Annotated in this window: 21 protein-coding genes; 12 read left to right on the top strand and 9 right to left on the bottom strand. The window is 70.3% G+C overall.

The annotated features are described in order from the left end of the window. Window positions 1–8 precede the first annotated feature (8 nt). Genes KBA23_RS03245 through KBA23_RS03230 form a run of 4 tightly spaced genes read right to left on the bottom strand, consistent with a single transcriptional unit; the run spans window position 9 to window position 5,091 of the window. Entirely contained in the window at window positions 9–1,487 is a 1,479-nt protein-coding gene (locus tag KBA23_RS03245; protein WP_290736849.1) for a M81 family metallopeptidase, read from the bottom strand. Further along, window positions 1,472–3,379: a family 20 glycosylhydrolase gene (locus tag KBA23_RS03240; protein ID WP_290736847.1), complete on the bottom strand. Its 1,908-nt coding sequence runs from the start codon at window positions 3,377–3,379 to the stop codon at window positions 1,472–1,474. The genes KBA23_RS03245 and KBA23_RS03240 overlap by 16 nt, the downstream gene beginning before the upstream one ends. 19 nt (window positions 3,380–3,398) lie before the next feature. Continuing rightward, on the bottom strand, window positions 3,399–4,226 hold the full coding sequence (locus tag KBA23_RS03235; RefSeq protein ID WP_290736845.1) for an SDR family oxidoreductase: 828 nt from the start codon (window positions 4,224–4,226) through the stop codon (window positions 3,399–3,401). Window position 4,227: 1 nt separating this feature from the next. After that, window positions 4,228–5,091, bottom strand: a complete 864-nt coding sequence (locus KBA23_RS03230) for a MurR/RpiR family transcriptional regulator (protein WP_290736843.1) — start codon at window positions 5,089–5,091, stop codon at window positions 4,228–4,230. Between the two features lie 138 nt (window positions 5,092–5,229). On the opposite strand from KBA23_RS03230, the gene KBA23_RS03225 reads away from it, so the two are divergent. From KBA23_RS03225 to KBA23_RS03170, 12 genes are all read left to right on the top strand, one after another. Beyond that, window positions 5,230–5,727, top strand: coding sequence for a hypothetical protein (locus KBA23_RS03225; protein WP_290736841.1), 498 nt, complete (start codon window positions 5,230–5,232; stop codon window positions 5,725–5,727). Window positions 5,728–5,734: 7 nt separating this feature from the next. Then, a complete protein-coding gene (locus tag KBA23_RS03220) occupies window positions 5,735–7,246 on the top strand; it encodes a M81 family metallopeptidase (protein ID WP_290736839.1) in 1,512 nt (503 codons plus the stop codon). Next, on the top strand, window positions 7,243–8,331 hold the full coding sequence (locus KBA23_RS03215) for an alanine racemase (RefSeq protein ID WP_290736837.1): 1,089 nt from the start codon (window positions 7,243–7,245) through the stop codon (window positions 8,329–8,331). The genes KBA23_RS03220 and KBA23_RS03215 overlap by 4 nt, the downstream gene beginning before the upstream one ends. 22 nt (window positions 8,332–8,353) lie before the next feature. Further along, the gene (locus tag KBA23_RS03210) at window positions 8,354–9,262 is read left to right on the top strand and encodes an ROK family protein (RefSeq protein ID WP_290736835.1); all 909 of its coding nucleotides are present in this window, start codon (window positions 8,354–8,356) and stop codon (window positions 9,260–9,262) included. A gap of 114 nt (window positions 9,263–9,376) precedes the next feature. Next, complete coding sequence (locus tag KBA23_RS03205; RefSeq protein ID WP_290736833.1) at window positions 9,377–10,534, top strand: Gfo/Idh/MocA family oxidoreductase; 1,158 nt, start codon at window positions 9,377–9,379, stop codon at window positions 10,532–10,534. Then, window positions 10,534–11,415 carry a carbohydrate ABC transporter permease gene (locus KBA23_RS03200; protein WP_290736831.1) on the top strand — a complete coding sequence of 294 codons (882 nt, stop codon included), beginning with the start codon at window positions 10,534–10,536 and terminating at the stop codon, window positions 11,413–11,415. Before KBA23_RS03205 ends, KBA23_RS03200 begins: the two co-directional genes overlap by 1 nt. After that, window positions 11,412–12,365: a carbohydrate ABC transporter permease gene (locus tag KBA23_RS03195; RefSeq protein WP_290736829.1), complete on the top strand. Its 954-nt coding sequence runs from the start codon at window positions 11,412–11,414 to the stop codon at window positions 12,363–12,365. The genes KBA23_RS03200 and KBA23_RS03195 overlap by 4 nt, the downstream gene beginning before the upstream one ends. Window positions 12,366–12,389: 24 nt before the next feature. After that, window positions 12,390–13,613 (top strand): extracellular solute-binding protein, encoded by a 1,224-nt coding sequence (locus KBA23_RS03190; protein WP_290736827.1) that lies wholly within the window; start codon window positions 12,390–12,392, stop codon window positions 13,611–13,613. A gap of 77 nt (window positions 13,614–13,690) precedes the next feature. After that, on the top strand, window positions 13,691–14,800 hold the full coding sequence (gene ugpC / locus KBA23_RS03185) for a sn-glycerol-3-phosphate ABC transporter ATP-binding protein UgpC (protein ID WP_290736825.1): 1,110 nt from the start codon (window positions 13,691–13,693) through the stop codon (window positions 14,798–14,800). A gap of 314 nt (window positions 14,801–15,114) precedes the next feature. After that, complete coding sequence (locus tag KBA23_RS03180) at window positions 15,115–15,411, top strand: antibiotic biosynthesis monooxygenase (protein WP_290736823.1); 297 nt, start codon at window positions 15,115–15,117, stop codon at window positions 15,409–15,411. Between the two features lie 98 nt (window positions 15,412–15,509). Beyond that, window positions 15,510–16,211 carry a thioredoxin family protein gene (locus KBA23_RS03175; protein ID WP_290736821.1) on the top strand — a complete coding sequence of 234 codons (702 nt, stop codon included), beginning with the start codon at window positions 15,510–15,512 and terminating at the stop codon, window positions 16,209–16,211. Window positions 16,212–16,249: 38 nt separating this feature from the next. Next, complete coding sequence (locus tag KBA23_RS03170) at window positions 16,250–16,465, top strand: hypothetical protein (RefSeq protein WP_290736819.1); 216 nt, start codon at window positions 16,250–16,252, stop codon at window positions 16,463–16,465. Window positions 16,466–16,728: 263 nt separating this feature from the next. On the opposite strand, the gene ttcA is transcribed toward KBA23_RS03170, so the two are convergent. Genes ttcA through rpmH form a run of 5 tightly spaced genes read right to left on the bottom strand, consistent with a single transcriptional unit; the run spans window position 16,729 to window position 18,976 of the window. Then, the gene (ttcA, locus tag KBA23_RS03165; protein WP_290736817.1) at window positions 16,729–17,541 is read right to left on the bottom strand and encodes a tRNA 2-thiocytidine(32) synthetase TtcA; all 813 of its coding nucleotides are present in this window, start codon (window positions 17,539–17,541) and stop codon (window positions 16,729–16,731) included. A gap of 26 nt (window positions 17,542–17,567) precedes the next feature. After that, a complete protein-coding gene (locus KBA23_RS03160) occupies window positions 17,568–18,236 on the bottom strand; it encodes a uracil-DNA glycosylase (RefSeq protein WP_290736815.1) in 669 nt (222 codons plus the stop codon). Continuing rightward, on the bottom strand, window positions 18,233–18,466 hold the full coding sequence (gene yidD / locus KBA23_RS03155) for a membrane protein insertion efficiency factor YidD (RefSeq protein ID WP_290736813.1): 234 nt from the start codon (window positions 18,464–18,466) through the stop codon (window positions 18,233–18,235). The genes KBA23_RS03160 and yidD overlap by 4 nt, the downstream gene beginning before the upstream one ends. Continuing rightward, window positions 18,463–18,825, bottom strand: coding sequence for a ribonuclease P protein component (rnpA, locus tag KBA23_RS03150; RefSeq protein WP_290736811.1), 363 nt, complete (start codon window positions 18,823–18,825; stop codon window positions 18,463–18,465). Before rnpA ends, yidD begins: the two co-directional genes overlap by 4 nt. Before the next feature lie 16 nt (window positions 18,826–18,841). Next, on the bottom strand, window positions 18,842–18,976 hold the full coding sequence (gene rpmH, locus KBA23_RS03145; RefSeq protein ID WP_290736809.1) for a 50S ribosomal protein L34: 135 nt from the start codon (window positions 18,974–18,976) through the stop codon (window positions 18,842–18,844). Window positions 18,977–18,991: the final 15 nt, after the last annotated feature.

The raw sequence follows: 18,991 nt of genomic DNA, 5'->3' as shown, positions 1-18,991 counted from the left end.
GTCGTGGATCAGCGGCTGAACCGGGCGGAGGCGAGCCCCCGCGGGGCGAAGTCGGTATCCGGATCGTAGGGGAGCCGGCGCAGTCGCCGGCGGTGGTTGGGCAGGTTCGCGATGTCCTGATTCACCGAGCCGTCGGTCAGGGCCATGAGGCTGGGGTTGGCGATCGGGGCGAGTTCGGGCGAGAGATAGCCCGATTTCACCACCAGGAGCCGCGCGCCCTTGGGGTCGAGGCCGAGGCGGGTGAAGTCGGCGATGGCGTGGTAGGGACGCCGCCGGGCGGCGAGGATGAGGGTGACGCCGCCGATCGCGACCACCGCCTGCCGCTCCGGCTCGCGTCCGGGATCGTCGAGCATGAGCACGCGCGCGGGCGTGGTGACGGAGATCCCGGCGGGGTCGAGGGTCGCGCCGATCCGCAGCGTCAGATCCGCGCCCTCGCCGGCGGCAAAGCAGGCCGCGACGGCGGGGGCGTCGGTGATCCCGGCGACCAGCGCGCCCTGCCAGTCGCGGGCGATCAGCGCGGCGAGCACGTCCGCCCGGTCGCCCACCCCGCCTCCGGTCGGGTTGTCGCCTGAATCGGCGAGGATGACCGGCGCGGTGGTCGCGGCCGCGGTGCGGTCGAGCATCTCGGCGAGCGGGCCGGTGACGGGGCCGAAGCGGAAGTCGTCGCGCGCGGCCCAGAAGCGGGCGGCGATTTCCTCGGCGGCGGCGCGGGTCGCCTCGGGGTCGGTGCCGGTGACGACGGCGGCGGCGGTGGCGCGGGGCTCGTCGGCCCAGACGTAGCCGATCATCAGATCCGCCTTCCACACGCCCGGGCGGCGGTCGAATTCCGGCAAGGCGGCGTAGAGCGAGCGGGCCGGCTCGTCCTCGGTCGAGCTGCGCTCGCCGGGGAGCAGCAGCGGCGCCGGCGCCCAGACGACGCCGGGGCGCTCGTCGCCGGCGAGGCGGCGGAGCAGCATCTCCCATGCGGCCTGCATCGTTTCGCGCACGTCGATATGTGGCGCGGTGCGATAGGCGGAGAAGATGTCGATGGCGTCGACGATCCGCTGGGTGACGTTGCCGTGCAGGTCGTAGCTCGTGGCGATCGGCAGGTCGGGGCCGACGACGGCGCGCACGGCGGAGATCCAGTCGCCCTCGGCATCCTCCATCCCCTCGACATGCATCGCCCCGTGCATGGCGAGATAGACGCCGTCGAGCGGCAGCGCGCGGGTCAGGCGGTCGAGGAACTCGGCCTTGAAGGCGTCATAGGTCGCACGCGCCACCGGCCCGCCGGGCACGGCGCGGGCGTGAAGCAGCGGGACGGGCTCCACCCCCTCGCGGGGAAGGAAGTCGAAATAGTCGGCCCCGAGCAGGTCGGGGCCGCGCAGGACGCGGAAATCCTCCTCGCGCATCAGCGCGGGCGAGGAGGTGGAGCATTCGGTGTGGATGCCACCGACGGCGATGCGCGGCATGATCGTTCCCTCGCGGATCAGGTTCACAGGCCCGGGCATCGCCGCGCCTGCGCGGCGAAGCGCAGCCAGTCCTTGGCCTTCGGCGGGGTCCAGGCCGCTTCGGCCACCGCGGCGAGGCGCGGGAAGACCAGGTCGTTGAAATACTGGCGGTCGTGGAAATGCTCGCACCAGATGCAGGCCTGGACGCCCCGGACCTTGGCGCGCAGCTCCTCGGGGAAACCCTCGTCCGCCTCGTAGGCATAGGTCTGCGCGGGCGTCGAGGAACCCGCCCAGCCGGCGCCGGGTTCGAGCCAGACAGGCGACTGGGCCATGTCGAGGTAATAGGCCTGTCCCGGCGTCATCACCACGTCGTAGCCCTCGCGGGCGAGGGCGATCCCGACCTCCGAACTCTGCCAGGCCATCAGGATCGTCCCCTCCGGCGGCACGCCGCCGCCGTGCGCGACCTCGTTCCAGCCGACGAGGACGCGGTCGCGCTCGGTCAGCATCCCCTTGAGCCGGCGCAGGAACCAGGCTTGCAGCTCGAAGGTGCCGGCGAGGCCCTCGCGCTCCATCAGCGCGCGGGCGAGGGGCGAGGCCAGCCAGGAATTGTCCGCAACCTCGTCGCCGCCGATATGGATGCGGCGCGAGGGGAAGATCTCCACCATCTCGTCGAGGATGGCGCCGAGCACCTCGTAGGTGGCTTCCACCGCCGGATTGAGCGCGTTGTTGGGATAGCCCTGCACCGAGTGGTAGCTCTCCGCCGGTTCGTCGGGATCGACGAGGCGCGGCAGGGCGGCGAGCATGGCGGTGGCGTGGCCCGGCGTCTCGATCTCGGGCACGACCTCGATCCCGAGCCGCGCGGCGTGGGCGACGACGTCGCGAAGCTCCGCCTGCGTGTAGAAGGCCGTCCGCGTGGCCGCGGGATCGCCGAGCTGCGGCAGGAGCCGCGCATCGGCCCCGCGCGTCGCGCCGATGGCGGTGAGTTCGGGGAAGGCGCGGACCTCGAAGCGCCAGGCTTCATCGTCGGTCAGGTGCCAGTGAAAGACGTTCATCCGGTACCAGGCGAGAATGTCGAGGAAGCGGCGCACGTCGTCCGCCGGCCAGAAGTGGCGCGAGACGTCGAGATGGCACGCGCGCCAGCCGTGGCGCGGCGCGTCCTCGATGACGCCGGAGGCGGGGAAGCGGAAGACATCGCCGCTCTCGGTTGCGCCGTGCAGCAGCTGGACGAGCGCCACCAGCCCATGGCGGCGGCCGTCGGCGTCGCCGCTCTCCAGCCGGATCGTGGGGGCGAAGGCGAGGCGGTAGGCGCCGGGCGCGAGGCCCGGGTCGCGCGCGAACTCCACCGCGCGGCCGCCGGGGACGGGCGAGAGCGAGACCGCCGCCTGCGCCGCGCCGAAGAGGCGGCGGTGCAGTGCGCCGGCTTCGGCGAGCGCCAGCAGATCCTCGCGCGCGGTCCCGTCGGCCGGGGTGAGCGCGAGCGGCGCCTCGCCGGGCCGAAGCTCGACGCGGGCGGGCCAGGGCAGGAGGGCGAAGGGCTCGGTGAGCCGGCCCTCGGGCAGGCGCGCGGGCGGAGCCTCCGGCGCGGCCGAGTCGAGGACGAGGTCGCCGACCCCGGCGTCGACGTGCCGGCCATCGGCCAGCGTGACATAGGCGGTCTTGACGCAGTCGAGCCGGTGCATCGGCGCGCGGTTGAGGCCGGTCGCGCGGAAGGTCCAGGCGCCGCCCGGCGGCACGCTCAGCCCGGCCGGCGGGGCGAACTCGTGGTAGTTCGCGTCGCGGCGCACGAAGACCGCGTTCTCGGGCGCCGGCGCGCCCGGCGCCACGCGGGTGATCGCGGTGAAGGAGAGCCGGAAGCCCGCCAGCGGCTGATCCGAGAGATTGTGGAGCGTGACGGTCAGCGTGCCCGCGGGGGCGGGAGAGGGAGACCAGGAATTCTCGACGCGATAGGGCATGGGGTGATCTCGCAGATGGTCAGGTGAGGGCGATGGGCGCGATGGGCCGGTCATAGTCGTCCGACTGGCTGAACGTCCGCGCGAGGCCCGGCACGCCGGCGGTCAGGCCGCAGTCGACGGGCAGGCAGACCCCGGTGATCGCCGCGGCCTGTGGTCCGGCGAGGAAGGCGACCGCCGCCGCCACGTCCTCCGGCGTTGCGACGCGCCCGAGCGGATAGTGGGCGGCGGCTTCTTCCATCACCCGTGGGTTGGCCTCCTGCCGCGCCCGCCAGGCGCGGGTGGCGACGGTTCCCGGAGCGACCGTGTTGGCGCGGATGCCGGCGCGGCCGTATTCCACCGCGATGAGGCGGGTGAGATGGATCATCCCCGCCTTGGCGGCGCTGTAGGCCGGATGTCCGAAGACCGCCATGCCGTTGACCGAGGCGATGTTGACGAGCGAGCCCCGCGTGGCGGCGAGGGCGGCGTGGAAGGCGTCGAAGCAGTACCATGCCGCGTCGAGGTTGAGCGCGACGTCCGCGCTCCAGTCCGCGGCCGATGTCGCGCCGAGGCTGGTCCGCCGCGCCGCGCCGGCATTGTTCACAAGCGTCCGGACCGGCCCCCACGCGGCGACGCGCCCGGCGAGCGCGGCGAGCGCCGCCGGGTCGGTGACGTCGCAGGCGAAGGCGCACGCGCGCGGGCCGATCCCGGCGGCGACCGCCTCGGCGCCCGCCATGTCCAGATCGACGACCGCCACGCCGGCATGGGTCTCGGCGAGGGCGCGGGCGATGGCCTGGCCGATGTCGCCCGCCGCTCCGGTGACGACGGCGAGCCCCGCCGGATCGGCGGGGGCATGAGGGGATGCGGTCATCTCAATCTCCGAGGATCTGGCGATCGTCCTTGTCGCGGTGGCGAACGAGCTGCTCCTTGATCCCGCGCAGGACATGGGTGGAGCGCGGCCGGTCGGCATAGGCCACGAGCGTGGCGACGATGTCGATGACGGCGAGGCAGGCGAAGCGGGTCGAGGTCGGGCGGAAGATGTTGAGCCCCTCCGGCAGATCGACGCCGATCACGAGATCCGTGGCCTGCGCCACCGGAGAGCCGCTCTGGGTGAGCGCGATGGTCGGGGTTCCGCGTTCCCTGAGCACGCCGAGGCAATGCACGAGCTCCGCGTTCCGGCCGCTGAACGACGAGCAGAAAACCACGTCTCCCGGCCCGCTCGCCGCCGCGATCATCAGGTTCATGGCATGGTCGGAGGAGGCCGAGATCCGGCAGCCGAGGCGGAAGAGCCGGTTCTGCAGTTCGTTGACGATCATCGACGAGTTGCCGCCGGAGCCGAAGGCGTGGATCATCCCGGCCGCGCGCAGCGTGGTGGCCGCCTTCTCCACCGCCGCGATGTCGAGCGCCTGATGCATCTGGTAGAGCGCGTTCTGCGCCTTGGTCACGATGTCCTCGGCGACCGTGGCGGGGGTCTTGCCTTCCGATTCGGGGCGGAGGTAGCGCAGCCCGACGAAGGACGACCGGGCGAGTTGCAGCTTGAAGTCCGCGTAACCCTGGCAGCCGAGCCGGCGGCAGAAGCGCGTGACCGTCGGCGGCGAGACCTCGGCGCGCTCGGCGAGGTCGACGATCGAAGCGTTGACGGCGAATTCCACGTCGGCGAGGATCACTTGCGCGAGCTGCTTCTCGAGGCCGGAAAGCCGGTTCTCCTCGTCGGTAAGCGCGCCGAAGATATCCATTTCCGCTCCCTCCGGGCGATGCCGAAAGCTGCCCCGGCCGAAAATCATTTTCTTTCCGGTTGACATATCGCCACAAAACGGGCGATCAATCCATAGGAAACTCGCCAAACGCCGAAATGATTTTCAGGGACTCCCCCGATGCGTGACCCCGAGGCCAATCCGTTTTCCGCAACCGACGCACCCCGACGGGCGATCTGGGAGATGCTGGTCCCCCGCGACATCGACGCCTTCCTCGCTGCCGACTGGGGGCCGATCGCCGGTGACTTCGTCGAGGCGAACTTCACCGGGCTCGATGCGCGGTTCCTGCCGTCGCCGGACGACTGGCGGCTCACCTTCCCGACGCTCGCCGCCTATCGCGAGGAATGGCTGCGCCAGGCGCGCGAAGCGAAGGCGGCGCGGGACGCCGGGCTTCACGCCGAGGACACGCGCGCCGCGATCTTCCGCGCGACCCGGCTCGAGGAGATCGAGATCGACGGCGAGACGGCGCTGGTGCGCAAGCGCTTCGACGGCGGCATCCGCCGGACGGACGGCGGCTTCGACCGGATGAACTGGCAGACGCTCTATGTCTGCCGGCTCGACGGCGGGCGCTGGAAGATCGCGGGTTTCGTCGGCTACCTGCCGCACGTCAAGGACTGAGGGTCAGATGCGAATCTTCACCGCCGCGCTCGCGACCGAGACCAACACCTTTTCTCCCATCGTCATCGACCGCCGCGGCTTCGAGTCCTCGCTCTACGCGCCGCCCGGCCAGCACCCCGAGACCCCGACGCTCTGCACCGCGCCGATCACGGTGGGCCGGCGCGTCTGCCGCGAGAAGGGCTGGGATCTCGTCGAGGGCACCGCGGCCTGGGCCGACCCCGCCGGCATCGTGAACCGCGAGACCTACGAGTCGCTTCGCGACGAGATCCTCGGCCAGCTCGCCGCGGCCTTGCCGGTCGACGCGGTGGTGCTCGGCCTGCACGGCGCGATGGTCGCCGCCGGCCATGACGACCCGGAGGGCGACCTGCTCGCCCGGGTCCGCGAGATGGTCGGGCCGGAGGTTCTGGTCTGCGCCGAGCTCGATCCCCACAGCCACCTGACGGCGAAGCGGGTCGCGGCCGCCGATTTCTTCACCGCGTTCAAGGAATTTCCCCACACCGATTTCGTCGATCGCGCCGAGGATCTGTGGCGGATCGCCGTCGACACGCTGGAGGGGCGGGTCAGGCCGGTGATGACGGTGTTCGATTGCCGGATGATCGACGTCTTCCCGACCTCGCGCCAGCCGATGCGGGGGTTCGTCGACCGGATGATGGCGATCGAGCGCGACGACCCCAACGTGCTGTCGCTCTCGGTCATCCACGGCTTCATGGCGGGCGACGTGCCGGAGATGGGGACGAAGGTCATCGCGGTCACGGATGGCGACGCAGGCCATGGCGCGGAACTCGCCCGGCGGCTGGGGATGGAGCTTTTCGCCAACCGCGGGCGGCACATGATGCCGATGGTCGACGAGGTGGAGGCGGTTGCCCGCGCTATGGCCTCGACGGCGCATCCGGTCGTCATCGCCGACGCCTGGGACAATCCCGGCGGCGGCACCGCGGGCGACTCGGTCGTGATCCTGCGCGAGCTGATGGCGCGGGGCGCGGAGGGCGTCGCGGTCGGCACGATCTGGGACCCGATGGCGGTGCAGCTCTGCATGGTGGCGGGGGAGGGGGCTACGATCCCGCTCCGCTTCGGGGCGAAGTCCGCGCCCTTCACCGGCGATCCGGTCGACGCGACGGTGGAGGTGCTGCGGCTGGTCCGATCGGCGGAGATGCGCTTCGGCGAGAGCCTCGTGCCGTTCGGGGACGCGGCGCGGATCCGGCTCAAGGGCACCGGGATCGAGGTGATCCTCAATACCGTCCGCGCCCAGAGCTTCGACCCATCGCTGTTCGAGGCGCTGGGCATCGACCCGCTGGCGCAGCGCGTGCTGGTCATCAAGTCGACCAACCACTTCCACGCCAGCTTCGCGCCGATCGCCGCCGAGATCATCTATTGCTCGGCCGGGCGGCCCTATCCCAACGATCCGGCGACGAACCCCTATGCGAAGGTCCGGCGCGACATCTGGCCGATCTGCCCCGATCCTTTCGGGGAGGCGGCGCCGGAAACCGATGCGCAACCGATGCGGGAGGCATTGCAATGAGCTTTCCATGGCCGGAGCCGGGGACGCGGCTCGAGGACGTGCCGACGCCGATGCCGGTGATCGACGAGGACCGGCTCGCCGCCAACATCGCCCGGGCGCAGGGCTATCTGATCGGGCACGGGCTCGCGTTCCGGCCGCACATCAAGACCCACAAGATCCCGGCCGTGGCGCGGGCGCAGCTCGTCGCCGGCGCCGTGGGGATCAACTGCCAGAAGGTGACCGAGGCCGAGGTCTTCGCCGACGCGGGCTTCGACGACATCCTCATCACCTACAACGTCCTCGGGGCGGCGAAGCTCGCGCGGCTGGCGGCGCTGAATGCGCGGGTCCGGCGGCTTCTGGTCGTGGCGGACAGCGCCGCGACGGTCGCGGGCTATGCCGCGGCCTTCGGGCCGGAGCGGCCGCTTTCCGTGCTGATCGAGTGCGACACCGGCGGCGGGCGGGTCGGGGTGCAGAGCCCGGAAGCCGCGGTGGAACTGGCGCGGACGATCGCCGCCGCGCCGGGGCTGCGGTTCGAGGGACTGCTCACCTATCCCGCCGTCGGCGGCGCGGCGGCGATCGAGAGGTTCTTCGCGACGACGATCGCGGCGCTCGCCGAGGCAGGGCTCGACTGCCCGGTGCGGTCGAACGGTGGCAGCCCGGACTTCTTCTCGGCCCATCTCGTGCCCTCGGCGACCGAGCATCGGGCCGGCACCTATGTCTACAACGACCGCTCCATGGTCCGCGCCGGCCATTGCGGGCGCGAGGATCTGGCGATGCACGTCCTCGCCACCGTGGTCTCGCGCCCGACGCCGGACCGGGCGGTGATCGACGCGGGGTCCAAGGCGCTGACCGCGGATCTGCTCGGCTTCGCCGAGTACGGCGAGATCGAGGGGCTGCCCGGCGCGCGCATCGTCTCGCTGTCCGAGGAGCACGGCGTCGTCGACCTCTCCGCCGTCGAGGGGCGGCGGCCCGAGGTCGGCGAGATGCTGCGGATCGTGCCCAATCATACCTGCGTGGTGTCGAACCTCTTCGACCGGATGGTGTTCCATCGGGGCGGAGCGGTGACGCGCGTCGAGGACGTGGCGGCGCGCGGGACCGTCTGGTGACGACCCGCTGCCGGAGCGTCGCATGATCCTTGCCTTCGACATCGGCGGCACGACGATGAAGGGCGGTCGCGCCCGGAGCCCGCACGAGATCGAGGTGCTCGACCGCGTGCCGACGCCGGGGCACGATCTCGACGCTTTCGTCGGCGTGCTGGCGCGCGCGGTGGTCGAGTGCCCCGAGCCGCCGCGGGCGCTCGCCGCCGCGATCCCCGGCATCGTCGACGTGGACACCGGGCTCGGGGTCGTCGCGAACATCCCCTGCCTTACCGGCATCCCGATCCGCGAGCGGCTGGAGGCGGCGCTCGGGCTGCCGGTGCTGATCGCCAACGACGCGGACTGCTTCGCGCTCGCCGAGGTCGCGGTGGGCGCGGGGCGCGGGCACCGGGTAGTCTTCGGCGTGATCCTCGGGACCGGGGTCGGCGGCGGACTGGTCAGCGACGGGAGGCTGGTGAACGCCGCGGGCGGGTTCGGAGGGGAATGGGGGCACGGCCCGGTCGCCGCGCGGATCGCAGGCGAGCCGCCGGTGAAGATCCCGCGTTTCGCCTGCGGCTGCGGGCTTTCCGGCTGTCTCGACGCCACGGTCTCCGCCCGCGGGATGGAGCGGCTGCACCGCCACCTGCACGCGGCCGAGGCCACGAGCCTCGAGATCGTCGCCCGCTGGCGGGCCGGCGACGCCGCCGCCCGGCGGACCATCGAAATCTGGCTGGAGATCGCCTCGGCGCCGCTCGCGGTGCTGGTCAACACCGTGGCGGCGGATATCGTGCCCGTGGGCGGCGGACTCGGCGGCAGCGTCGAGCTTGTCGCCGCGCTCGACGCCGCAGTGCGCGCGTCGACGCTGCGGCGCTTCGGCCGTCCGCTCGTCGTCCCGGCCCTCTGCCAGGTCGAGCCGGGGCTGGTTGGGGCGGCGGCGCTGGGGTTGGCGGCAGTCGGCTGAGGCTGCGCGCCTGAAAATTAATTACAGAATATGGCCGAGCTCGGCCGAGATCGTTGACTTTGTGGTCGCGAATCGGTAGAGGGGTGAAAATAAATTACGCTAGGGGGAGTTGTCATGAAGGTGGGCATCATCGGCCTCGGCTTCCGCCTGGGCTACCTCGGATACGTCTTCGACGCCGTCGATCCCGAGTTCGAGATCGTGGGGTATGTCGATCCCGACCCGGCGGGCCTGCCGACGCTGAAGAAGGCGGGCGTCTCCGCCGGCCGGCAGTACGGCTCCCTCGAGGAACTGATCGCGGGCGAGACCTTCGACCTCCTGATGATCGGCACGCCGAACCACCTGCATCTCGACCAGATCCGGATCGGGCTCGAGGCGGGGCTGAAGGTCTTCTCGGAAAAGCCCATCGTCTCGACCATCGAGCAGAGCCACGAGCTGGCGCGGCTCCTTGCCGTGCATGGCGCGGACCGCCTGCTCGTCGGCCTCGTGCTGCGCTATGCGCCGATGTACCGCGACCTGCGCGCGGTTACCGACGAGGGACGGTTGGGCGAGATCGTCTCCATCGAGGCGGCGGAGCACATCTTCCCCTATCACGGCGCCTTCTTCATGCGCGACTGGCGCCGCTACGAGAAATTCTCCGGCAGCTTCATGCTGGAGAAATGCTGCCACGACCTCGACCTCTACAACTCGATCGTCGGCGCGCGGCCGGTGCGGGTGGCGAGCTTCGGCGGGCGCAAGACCTTCGTGCCCGGGAACGACCCGCGGCGCGAAGGGGTGAACGATCTGGGGCTCTTTCACCGCAAGCCGTCGGGATGGAAGGGGGCGGAGGAGGTGTTCGACACCGACGCCGACATCATCGACTATCAGGTGGCGATCATCGAATACGCCAACGGCGTGGGCATGAACTTCCACACCAACCTGAACGCGCCCGACCAGTTCCGCCGCTTCGCCATCTTCGGCACGCGCGGGCAGGCGGAGGGCGACTTCATCCGGGGCCAGTTCGCCGTGCACGACGTCCTGAGCGAGTCGCGGGTGATGCACCGGGAATACGCGGCCACCGCCCTCTCGCAGCACTACGGCGCCGACGAGAAGATGGCCGAGGAAGTCGTCGCCCACGTGATGAAGGGCGGGCCGCTGCCGGTGTCGCCGCTCGACGCGCTGGAGGCGGGCATCCTCGCGCTGGCGCTCGACGAGGCGCGGAAATCCGGGACCGTGGTGGACCTCCGTCCGATCTGGGACCGCTTCGACGGCGCGCTCTCCACAAGGGCCGCCTGATGCGGACCGAGCGCAGCACCCTCATCGCCTGGGCGTTCCTCGCGCCGGCCCTCATCTACGTGCTCGCCATCGTCGCCTGGCCGCTGGTCCAGACGGTGATCCTCTCCTTCACCGACGCGTCGTTGCGCAAGACGACGAACTGGGTCGGCTGGGCCAACTACGACAAGATCTTCAACGCGACCTTCGCCACCGTGATCACGCGGACGTTCGTGTGGACCTTCTTCTCGGTGCTGCTCAAGATGATCCTCGGGACCATCGGCGCGGTGCTCCTGAACGCCGCCGTGCCCGGGCGGCACCTGTTCCGCATCCTGATCATGCCGCCGTGGATCGTGCCGATGGCCATCGGCATCTTCATGTGGGGCTGGATGTACAACGGCCAGTTCGGGATGATCTCCGGCCTGCTCCAGCGTTTCGGGATCGTCGACGGCCCCGTGGCGTGGCTCGCCTATGGCAACACCGCCTTCTGGGCGACGATCGTCACCGATGTCTGGATCGGCGTGCCGATCGTCACGATCTACTTCCTCGCCGCGATCCAGGCGATCCCGAAGGATCTCTACGAGGCCGCCTGGACCGACGGCGCCGGGCGCTGGTACCGGTTCCGCCGGATCACCCTGCCGCTGATCGTCCCGGCGATCATCACCATGTCGATGCTGTCGCTGATCGCCACGTTCAACAGCTTCGACATCATCTGGATCCTGACGCAGGGCGGGCCGAACGGCGCCACCACGACGATGATCATCGACACCTACCAGACCGCCATCGGCTCGCGGAAGTACGGCGAGGGCGCGGCGCGGGCGGTGGTGATCTGCATCTTCCTCAGCCTGTTCTCGCTCGCCTACTTCCGGGTGACGCGGAGGCTCCATCCGGAGGGTTCGAAATGAGCGCGACCGACGACGCCGCCTCCGACTTCGCCCCGGACGTCACCGCAGCGGCCGAGCAGGCGCACGACCCGCGGCCCCGCCCGAAGGGCCGGACCGACGCCACGCCGCTCATCGACCGCTATGCCTGGCACGAGCTGGCTGCGATCTACGCGGGGATAGCGCTCTTCCTGTTCTTCCTGCTCGCGCCCTTCATCGAAGGCTTCCTCGTCTCGCTGAAGCCGCTGAGCCAGCTCTTTTCCTCGCCCTACCGCTTCATCCCGGAGAACGCCTCCTTCACGGCCTACCTCACCATGTGGCAGAGCGTGCCCGGCTTCGCGCGCTACATCTTCAACAGCATCTTCATCTCGTCGGTCGCGACGGTGATCGTGCTTCTGGTGGTGGTGCCGGCGGCCTATGCCTTCTCGCGCTTCAACTTCAAGGGCGCGGGGCTGGTGCTCGGGGGCTTTCTCGCCGTCAACATGTTCTCGGGCGCGGTGCTGATCATCCCGCTCTTCCGGCTGATGCGCAGCCTCGGGATCCTCAACACCTACGCGGCGATGATCGTGCCCGGCGTCGCCTTCCTCATCCCCTCGGCGATCTGGCTCCTGCGCACCTACATGATCCGCATCCCGAAGGAGCTGCACGAGGCCGCCTACATGGATGGCGCCGGCTATCTCTACACGCTCAGGCGGGTGATCATACCGATCGCCATGCCGGGGATCATCGTGGTCGCGATCACCACCTTCATCGGCGCATATGCGCAGCAGTTCATCTTCGCGCTCACGTTCAACTCCAAGTCCGAGTTCATGCCGCTGCCGGTCGGGCTCTTCGCCTTCTTCGGCAAGCAGGAGGTGATCTGGAACGAGCTGATGGCGGCCTCCTTCGTGGGCATCGCCCCGGCGATGATCGTCATCATCTTCCTGCAGCGCTATCTCGTCGGCGGCCTGACCGCCGGCGCCGTGAAACAGTGAAATCCAACAGAGAGGGAGACTAAATTGACCCATCCGATCAGGAGCCTGATGGGCGCCGCGGCGCTGCTCGCCAGCACGGCGCTTCCGGGCCTCGCCCAGGACCAGGTGATCTCCTGGATCTACTGCGGCGACACGCTCGACCCGGTGCACCTGAAGTACATCGCCGAGTGGGAGACCGCGAACCCGGGCTGGAAGGTGGCTCCCGAGCTCGTCGGCTGGGCCCAGTGCCAGGACAAGGCGACGACACTCGCCGCCGCCGGCAGCCCCGCCGCGCTCGCCTATGTCGGGTCGCGCACGCTCAAGGAACTCGCCGACAGCGGGTTGATCCTCGAGGTGCCGATGACCGACGAGGAGAAGGCGGCCTACTATCCCGGCATCGTCGACACGGTGACGACCGACGGCACCCAGTGGGGCGTGCCCATCGCCTTCTCCACCAAGGCGCTCTACTGGAACAAGGATCTGTTCGAGCAGGCCGGCCTCGATCCGGAGACCCCGCCGAAGACCTGGGCGGAAGAGCTCGAGATGGCGAAGACCATCAAGGAAAAGACCGGCATCCCCGGCTTCGGCCTGTCGGCCAAGACCTTCGACAACACCATGCACCAGTTCCTGCACTGGGTTTACACCAACAACGGCCAGATCATCGACGCCGACGGCAACATCGTGATGAACAGCCCCGAGGTGCTGGCGGCGCTCGAGGGCTACAAGGCGATGGTGCCGGTCTCGGAGGAGGGTCCGACCGCCTACGAGCAGAACGAGGTGCGCGCCATCTGGCTCGACGGCAAGGTCGCGATGATCCAGGCCGCGATCGGCGCCGCCTTCCGCGCCGAAGAGGCCGGAATGAACTGGGGCGTCGCGCCGTTGCCCCTCGGCCCCGCGGCCAAGGGTCCGGGGACGCTCTTGATCACCGACAGCCTCGCGGTCTTCGCCGATTCCGGCGTCGAGGAAAAGGCGACCGAGTTCGCCAAGTACATCACCTCGCCGATGGTCCAGGAGGAGTACGAGGCGTCCCCCATTGCCGGGCTCACGCCGCTCAGGCCCTCGGCGGCCGTCGAAAAGCTGGTGGCCGAGAATCCCTTCTGGCAGCCGTTCCTCGACGGCATCGAGTACGGCGGGCCGGAGCCGCTCTTCTCCGACTACAAGGGCTTCCAGAACGCCATGATCGCCATGGTGCAGTCGGTGGTGACCGGCGACGCCGAGCCGCAGGCCGCGCTCGACAAGGCCTCCGCGGAGATCGAGGCCTTCAAGTAGGCGCCCGGCGCCTCCGCTTCCGGTCCCCGCGGCAGCGCCGCGGGGATCTCCCCGACAAGCCGTGAAGGAGATGCCCCGTGGGTGAGCTTGCGCTGCGCAACATCATCAAGAGCTTCGGCGCGATCGACGTGGTCAAGGACGTCTCCCTCGACGTGAGGGAGGGCGAATTCGTCGTGTTCGTCGGCCCTTCCGGCTGCGGCAAGTCCACGCTCCTGCGCATGATTGCGGGCCTCGAGCACACGACATCCGGCGACATCATGATCGACGGGGCGCGGGTGAACGACCTGCCGCCCGTGAAGCGCGGCATCGCCATGGTGTTCCAGAGCTACGCGCTCTATCCGCACATGACGGTCTTCGAGAACATCGCCTTTCCGCTCCGGGTGGAGAAGGCGAACGAGGACGTCATCCGCACCAAGGTGGAGCACGCCGCGCGCGTCCTGCACCTCGATCAGCGGTTGCAGCAGAAGCCGGGGATGCTCTCCGGCGGCCAGCGCCAGCGGGTGGCCATCGGCCGCGCCATCGTGCGCGAGCCGAAGATCTTCCTCTTCGACGAGCCGCTGTCGAACCTCGACGCCGCCCTGCGCGCCGACATGCGGATCGAGCTGACCAAGCTGCACAAGCAACTCGGCGCCACGATGATCTACGTCACCCACGACCAGGTCGAGGCCATGACCATGGCGGACCGGATCGTGGTGCTCTCGGGCGGCGACATCGCGCAGGTGGGCACGCCGATGGAGCTCTACCACAGGCCGCGGAACGTGTTCGTGGCGCAGTTCATCGGCAATCCGAAGATGAACCTGCTGCCGGTCACCTGCGTCGCGGCCGGTCCGGAAGGCGTGACGGTCGATTTCAACGGACAGACCGCCACCATTCCCGTGGAGCCCGGACGGGTCGCGCCGGGACAGCCGCTTCGCCTCGGCATCCGGCCGGAGCATGTGCGCGTGAGCAAGGCGGATCTGTCGCTGACGCTTACCCCGTCGGTGATCGAGAGGCTGGGCCAGCAGACGATCGGCTATGCGGCCCTGGACGGCGGCGCCGAGAACTTCTGCCTCGTCCTGCCGGGCGAGACGCCGATCGAGGCCGACCGCGAGCTGACCTTCGGGATCGCGGCCGCGGACTGCCATCTCTTCGACGCATCGGGCGCGGCGCTTCCGCGAAGACTGGAGTCGTCATCCCGCGCCGCGTGAACGCGACGGAAACCGTCGAAGCGCAAGCCCGCGGGCTCTCGCATCGCCGGCCGCGGGAGCGACCACGCGGGAAGTGGAGCGCAGACCGCGGGCAAGGGGCGGGATGACGATCGCGGCGGATCGGCGTATGATCAGCCGTTTCGCGCCGCATTCCTCGGGGGTGGGCCGGGTTTCCGGGCGTCGGCCGGACGCTCCTGCGCGCGGGACGTCCGACGCCCCAGGAGGGTCCGCGTGCGTCTGTGCGCCTTGCGTCCGCTCCTCTTCCACGGGGTCGCCGGAGGGCTCTTGCCGCGCGGGGAGGGAGGGCGCCCACCATGACTGCAATGAACGTCGTGCGTTTCCGCACCAAGCCGGGACGCGAGGCCGATTTCATCGAGGCGCATCGCCGGATGAACCCGAAGCTCGACGGGATGCGTCACGCGCGGATCGTCAAGACCGGCGACCGGACCTTCTGCCTGGTCGGCGAATGGGACGACCTCGATCATCTCGCCGCCGCGCGGCCGGAGATGATCGGCATGCTCGACGGGTTCCGCGACATGCTCGAGGATCTCGGCGGCGGGCTCGGGGTGACCGACCCGGTCTCGGGCGAGGTGGTGCTCGAGTTGCGCTGACGCGACGGTCTCCGGCGCCGGCGAGATCCTCGCGAAGGCTTGACTGGCGCCGGAGCGCGCGGGCGGTTAGTCCTGTCCTGCGCCGCGTTGGGGGAACGATGCGAATTCTCCATTTCGTTCTGACCGTTACCGCCCTCGCCGCTCCGGTCGCCGCCCACTCCCAGGCCAGCCCCGTCGTGGTCGAACTCTACACGAGCCAGGGCTGCTCAGCCTGCCCGCCGGCGGACGCCATCCTCTCCGAACTGGCGGCGCTGCCCGACGTCGTCGCGCTCGCGCTGCACGTCGATTACTGGGACTACCTCGGCTGGACGGATTCCTTCGGCAAGACCCAGCACAGCCTGCGCCAGCGCGCCTATGCAAAGGCGGCCGGGAAGCGGTCGCTCTACACGCCGCAGATGATCGTGCAGGGCTCCGACCGGGTCGGCGGGGCCGACGCGGAGCGCATCGCCGCGCTGATCGCCGAGCACCGGGCGCGCCCGGCCGAGGCCACGGTCGACCTGGCCCGCGACGGCGACCGGCTCGACGTGCGCATCGCCGCGGCGAGCCCGGACGGCGTCGGACCGTCGGAGGTTTACCTCGTGCGTTACGTCGACGAGGCGCGCGTGTCGATCGAGTACGGCGAGAACGCCGGATACGAGATCGACTACGCCAATATCGTCACCGACTGGAGCTCGGTCGGCAGCTGGGACGGCGTGACGCCGATCGAGCTCGACCTGCCTGCGCCCGGCGCCGGGGCGGTCGCGGTCATCGTGCAGCGCGAGCGGCTCGGGCCCGTCGTCGCGGCGGGGAAATTGCAGTAGACTGGCGACGGCGTCGCCATGGCGCAGGAGGATTCTGCATGAGACACGTGATCCTCGGGCTTGCCGCGACGCTCGCAGCGGCCGCGGCGGCGGCGCAGGGCTACACGCAGACCCTGCGCCAGGTGGAGATCGCCCATCCCGGGATGAGCCCGATCCATATCGAGAAGTGCGACAAGGACGGGGACGGGCTGTTCACGCGGGCCGAGATCGCCTGCGTGGACGGGATCTACCGGGTGATGTACCTCGACAACTGATGCCAACGGCCCGCTGGGGCAAGCTGCTGAAACGGCGGGATTTTATCTGGCTGGAACGCGGCTGGAACCGGGCTGGAATCCGCCTTGCCACTTTTTCAGGGTTCGGCAGGGGTCAGGCTGATGGTTCATGCCGGCGGGCTCATGAAACGACTCGCGGACCTTTTTTGACCTTCACGACTTTTATTGTTTATACTCAGGTAGTTACCCTATCTATCACGCGTGTTAGCCCGTGTTCGCCGGGTGGCCTGGTAGACCCGCCGGCATCAGAGGCCGCGGAAGTCGAAGAGCGTCGGGTCGAGCAGGTGGCTCGGGTTGGCCTGGGTCAGCGCGCGGAAGAGGATGGCGCGGCGGCCCGGGCTGCGGGTCTCCCACTCGTCGACCATGCGCTTGATCTGCGCCCGTTGCAGGCCCTCCTGGCTGCCGCAGAGGTCGCAGGGGATGATCGGATAGCCCATCGCGCGGGCGAAGCGGCCGCAGTCGGCTTCGGACACCAGCGCCAGCGGGCGATGGACGTAGAGATCGCCCTCGTCGTTCAGGAGCTTGGGCGGCATCGCCGCGAGCTTGCCGCCGTGGAAGAGGTTGAGCAGGAACGTCTCGATGATGTCGTCGCGGTGATGCCCGAGCACCACCGCGGCGCAGCCCTCCTCGCGGGCGATGCGGTAGAGATGCCCGCGGCGCAGGCGCGAGCACAGGGCGCAGTAGGTCTTGCCGAGCGGCACCTTGTCGACGACGACGGAATAGGTGTTCTGGTATTCGATCCGGTGCGGCACGCCCATGCGGGCCAGGAACTCCGGCAGGACGGTGGCCGGGAAGCCCGGCTGGCCCTGGTCGAGGTTGCAGGCGAGGATCTCGACAGGCAGCAGCCCGCGCCATTGCAACTCGGTCAGCGCCGCCAGCAGCGTGTAGCTGTCCTTGCCGCCCGACAGGCAAACCAGCCAGCGCTCGCCGCGCCGGGCCATGCCGTAGGTTTCGATCGCCTCGCGGGTCAGGCGCACGATCCGCTTGCGGAGCTTGCGGAACTCCGTCGTGTCCGGGGCGCCGTGGAACAGCGGGTGGATGTCGTCGTGGTCGAGCATGTGCGACGCTTAGCCGCGCCCCTCGTCTACGGCAACCGCCAGTCGATCTCGCCGCGCCCGGCCGCCCGCAGCGCCGCGTTGGCCCGCGAGAACGGCCGCGAGCCGAAGAAGCCCCTGCGCGCCGAGAGCGGCGAGGGATGCGCCGCGGCGATCACCGCGTGCCGGGGCGCGATGCGGGCCGCCTTGGCCTGCGCGTGCCGGCCCCAGAGCAGGAACGCCGACGGCTCGGCGCGCGCGCTCACCGCGTCGATCACCGCATCGCTCACCGCTTCCCAACCCCAGCCGGCATGGGCGGCGGCGGCCCCTTCCTCGACGGTCAGCACGGCGTTGAGGAGCAGCACGCCCTGCCGCGCCCAGGGCGAGAGATCGCCCCCCCGCGGCTGCGGCAGGCCGAGATCGTCGCCGAGCTCGCGAAAGACGTTGCGCAGCGACCGCGGCGGCGCGACCCCCGGCCGGACCGAGAAGCAGAGCCCGTCGGCATGGCCGGGAGTCGGATAGGGATCCTGGCCGAGCAGCACGACGCGCACCGCCTCGGGCGGGGTGAGGGCGAGGGCGCGAAAGACGTCCGCTTCCGCCGGCGCCACGGCGATGCCGCTGGCGCGGGCGGCGGCGACGCGGGCGGCGACGGCCTCCAGCGCCGCGGCCTGCGGCGCGAGCGCCGCGCGCCAGCCCGGGGGGACGGAGTCGTCGGTCACTTCGACGGTCGTTCGGGCGCCTCGTCGATGCCGGAGCCTCCCCAGGGATGGCAGCGCGCCACGCGGCGCAGCGCCAGCCAGCCGCCGCGCAAGGCCCCGTGGCGCTCGAGCGCGTCGAGCGCATAGGCCGAGCAGGTCGGCAGGTAGCGGCAGTTGTGGCCGACCCAGGGGGAGAGCACGAGGCGATAGCCGCGCACCGGCAGGGCGAGCAGCGTGGCGAGCGGGCTCATCGCCCCCGCCCGCGGTGAATGGCGGCGATCGCCTGCGCGAGGTCGGCCGTCAGCCGCTCGAAGGGCAGATCGGCGGTCGCCCCCGGCCGGCCGATCAGCACATAGTCCCAGCCGGCGACGCCCGCCTGCGGCAGCACGGCCCGGGCGGCGGCGCGCATCCGCCGCTTCGCCCGGTTGCGGGCGACGGCGTTGCCGACCTTCTTCGAGGCGGTATAGCCGACGCGCAGCGCTTCGGCGGGCTCGTCCGCGCCGCGCTGACGCGCCTGCAAGGTGAAGCCGGCGGTCGCGCGGCGGCGCGCCCGTGCGGCGGCGAGGAAATCCGACCGCCGGGTCAGCGTGACCAGCGGCGCGAAAGCCATCGCCGCCGGGCCTCGCTCAGGCCGAGAGCTTGCTGCGGCCGCGCGCCCTGCGGCGGTTGAGCACCAGCCGGCCGCCCTTGGTGGCCATGCGCGCCCGGAAGCCGTGCCGGCGCTTCCGCACGAGGTTGCTCGGCTGATAAGTCCGCTTCATCGTCCGTCTCCTGGT

Source organism: Amaricoccus sp., from assembly GCF_017995835.1.
In the GTDB taxonomy this organism is placed as follows: domain Bacteria; phylum Pseudomonadota; class Alphaproteobacteria; order Rhodobacterales; family Rhodobacteraceae; genus Amaricoccus.
The sequence above is the reverse complement of the archived record's forward strand: the minus strand, read 5'-3'. Positions and strand labels throughout refer to the sequence as shown.

Coding starts and splice junctions, on each gene's coding strand:
- KBA23_RS03245 (WP_290736849.1), bottom strand. CDS start 1,487: ATGCCCGGGCCTGTGAACCTGATCCGCGAGGGAACGATCATGCCGCGC.
- KBA23_RS03240 (WP_290736847.1), bottom strand. CDS start 3,379: ATGCCCTATCGCGTCGAGAATTCCTGGTCTCCCTCTCCCGCCCCCGCG.
- KBA23_RS03235 (WP_290736845.1), bottom strand. CDS start 4,226: ATGACCGCATCCCCTCATGCCCCCGCCGATCCGGCGGGGCTCGCCGTC.
- KBA23_RS03230 (WP_290736843.1), bottom strand. CDS start 5,091: ATGGATATCTTCGGCGCGCTTACCGACGAGGAGAACCGGCTTTCCGGC.
- KBA23_RS03225 (WP_290736841.1), top strand. CDS start 5,230: ATGCGTGACCCCGAGGCCAATCCGTTTTCCGCAACCGACGCACCCCGA.
- KBA23_RS03220 (WP_290736839.1), top strand. CDS start 5,735: ATGCGAATCTTCACCGCCGCGCTCGCGACCGAGACCAACACCTTTTCT.
- KBA23_RS03215 (WP_290736837.1), top strand. CDS start 7,243: ATGAGCTTTCCATGGCCGGAGCCGGGGACGCGGCTCGAGGACGTGCCG.
- KBA23_RS03210 (WP_290736835.1), top strand. CDS start 8,354: ATGATCCTTGCCTTCGACATCGGCGGCACGACGATGAAGGGCGGTCGC.
- KBA23_RS03205 (WP_290736833.1), top strand. CDS start 9,377: ATGAAGGTGGGCATCATCGGCCTCGGCTTCCGCCTGGGCTACCTCGGA.
- KBA23_RS03200 (WP_290736831.1), top strand. CDS start 10,534: ATGCGGACCGAGCGCAGCACCCTCATCGCCTGGGCGTTCCTCGCGCCG.
- KBA23_RS03195 (WP_290736829.1), top strand. CDS start 11,412: ATGAGCGCGACCGACGACGCCGCCTCCGACTTCGCCCCGGACGTCACC.
- KBA23_RS03180 (WP_290736823.1), top strand. CDS start 15,115: ATGACTGCAATGAACGTCGTGCGTTTCCGCACCAAGCCGGGACGCGAG.
- KBA23_RS03175 (WP_290736821.1), top strand. CDS start 15,510: ATGCGAATTCTCCATTTCGTTCTGACCGTTACCGCCCTCGCCGCTCCG.
- KBA23_RS03170 (WP_290736819.1), top strand. CDS start 16,250: ATGAGACACGTGATCCTCGGGCTTGCCGCGACGCTCGCAGCGGCCGCG.
- ttcA (WP_290736817.1), bottom strand. CDS start 17,541: ATGCTCGACCACGACGACATCCACCCGCTGTTCCACGGCGCCCCGGAC.
- yidD (WP_290736813.1), bottom strand. CDS start 18,466: ATGAGCCCGCTCGCCACGCTGCTCGCCCTGCCGGTGCGCGGCTATCGC.
- rnpA (WP_290736811.1), bottom strand. CDS start 18,825: ATGGCTTTCGCGCCGCTGGTCACGCTGACCCGGCGGTCGGATTTCCTC.
- rpmH (WP_290736809.1), bottom strand. CDS start 18,976: ATGAAGCGGACTTATCAGCCGAGCAACCTCGTGCGGAAGCGCCGGCAC.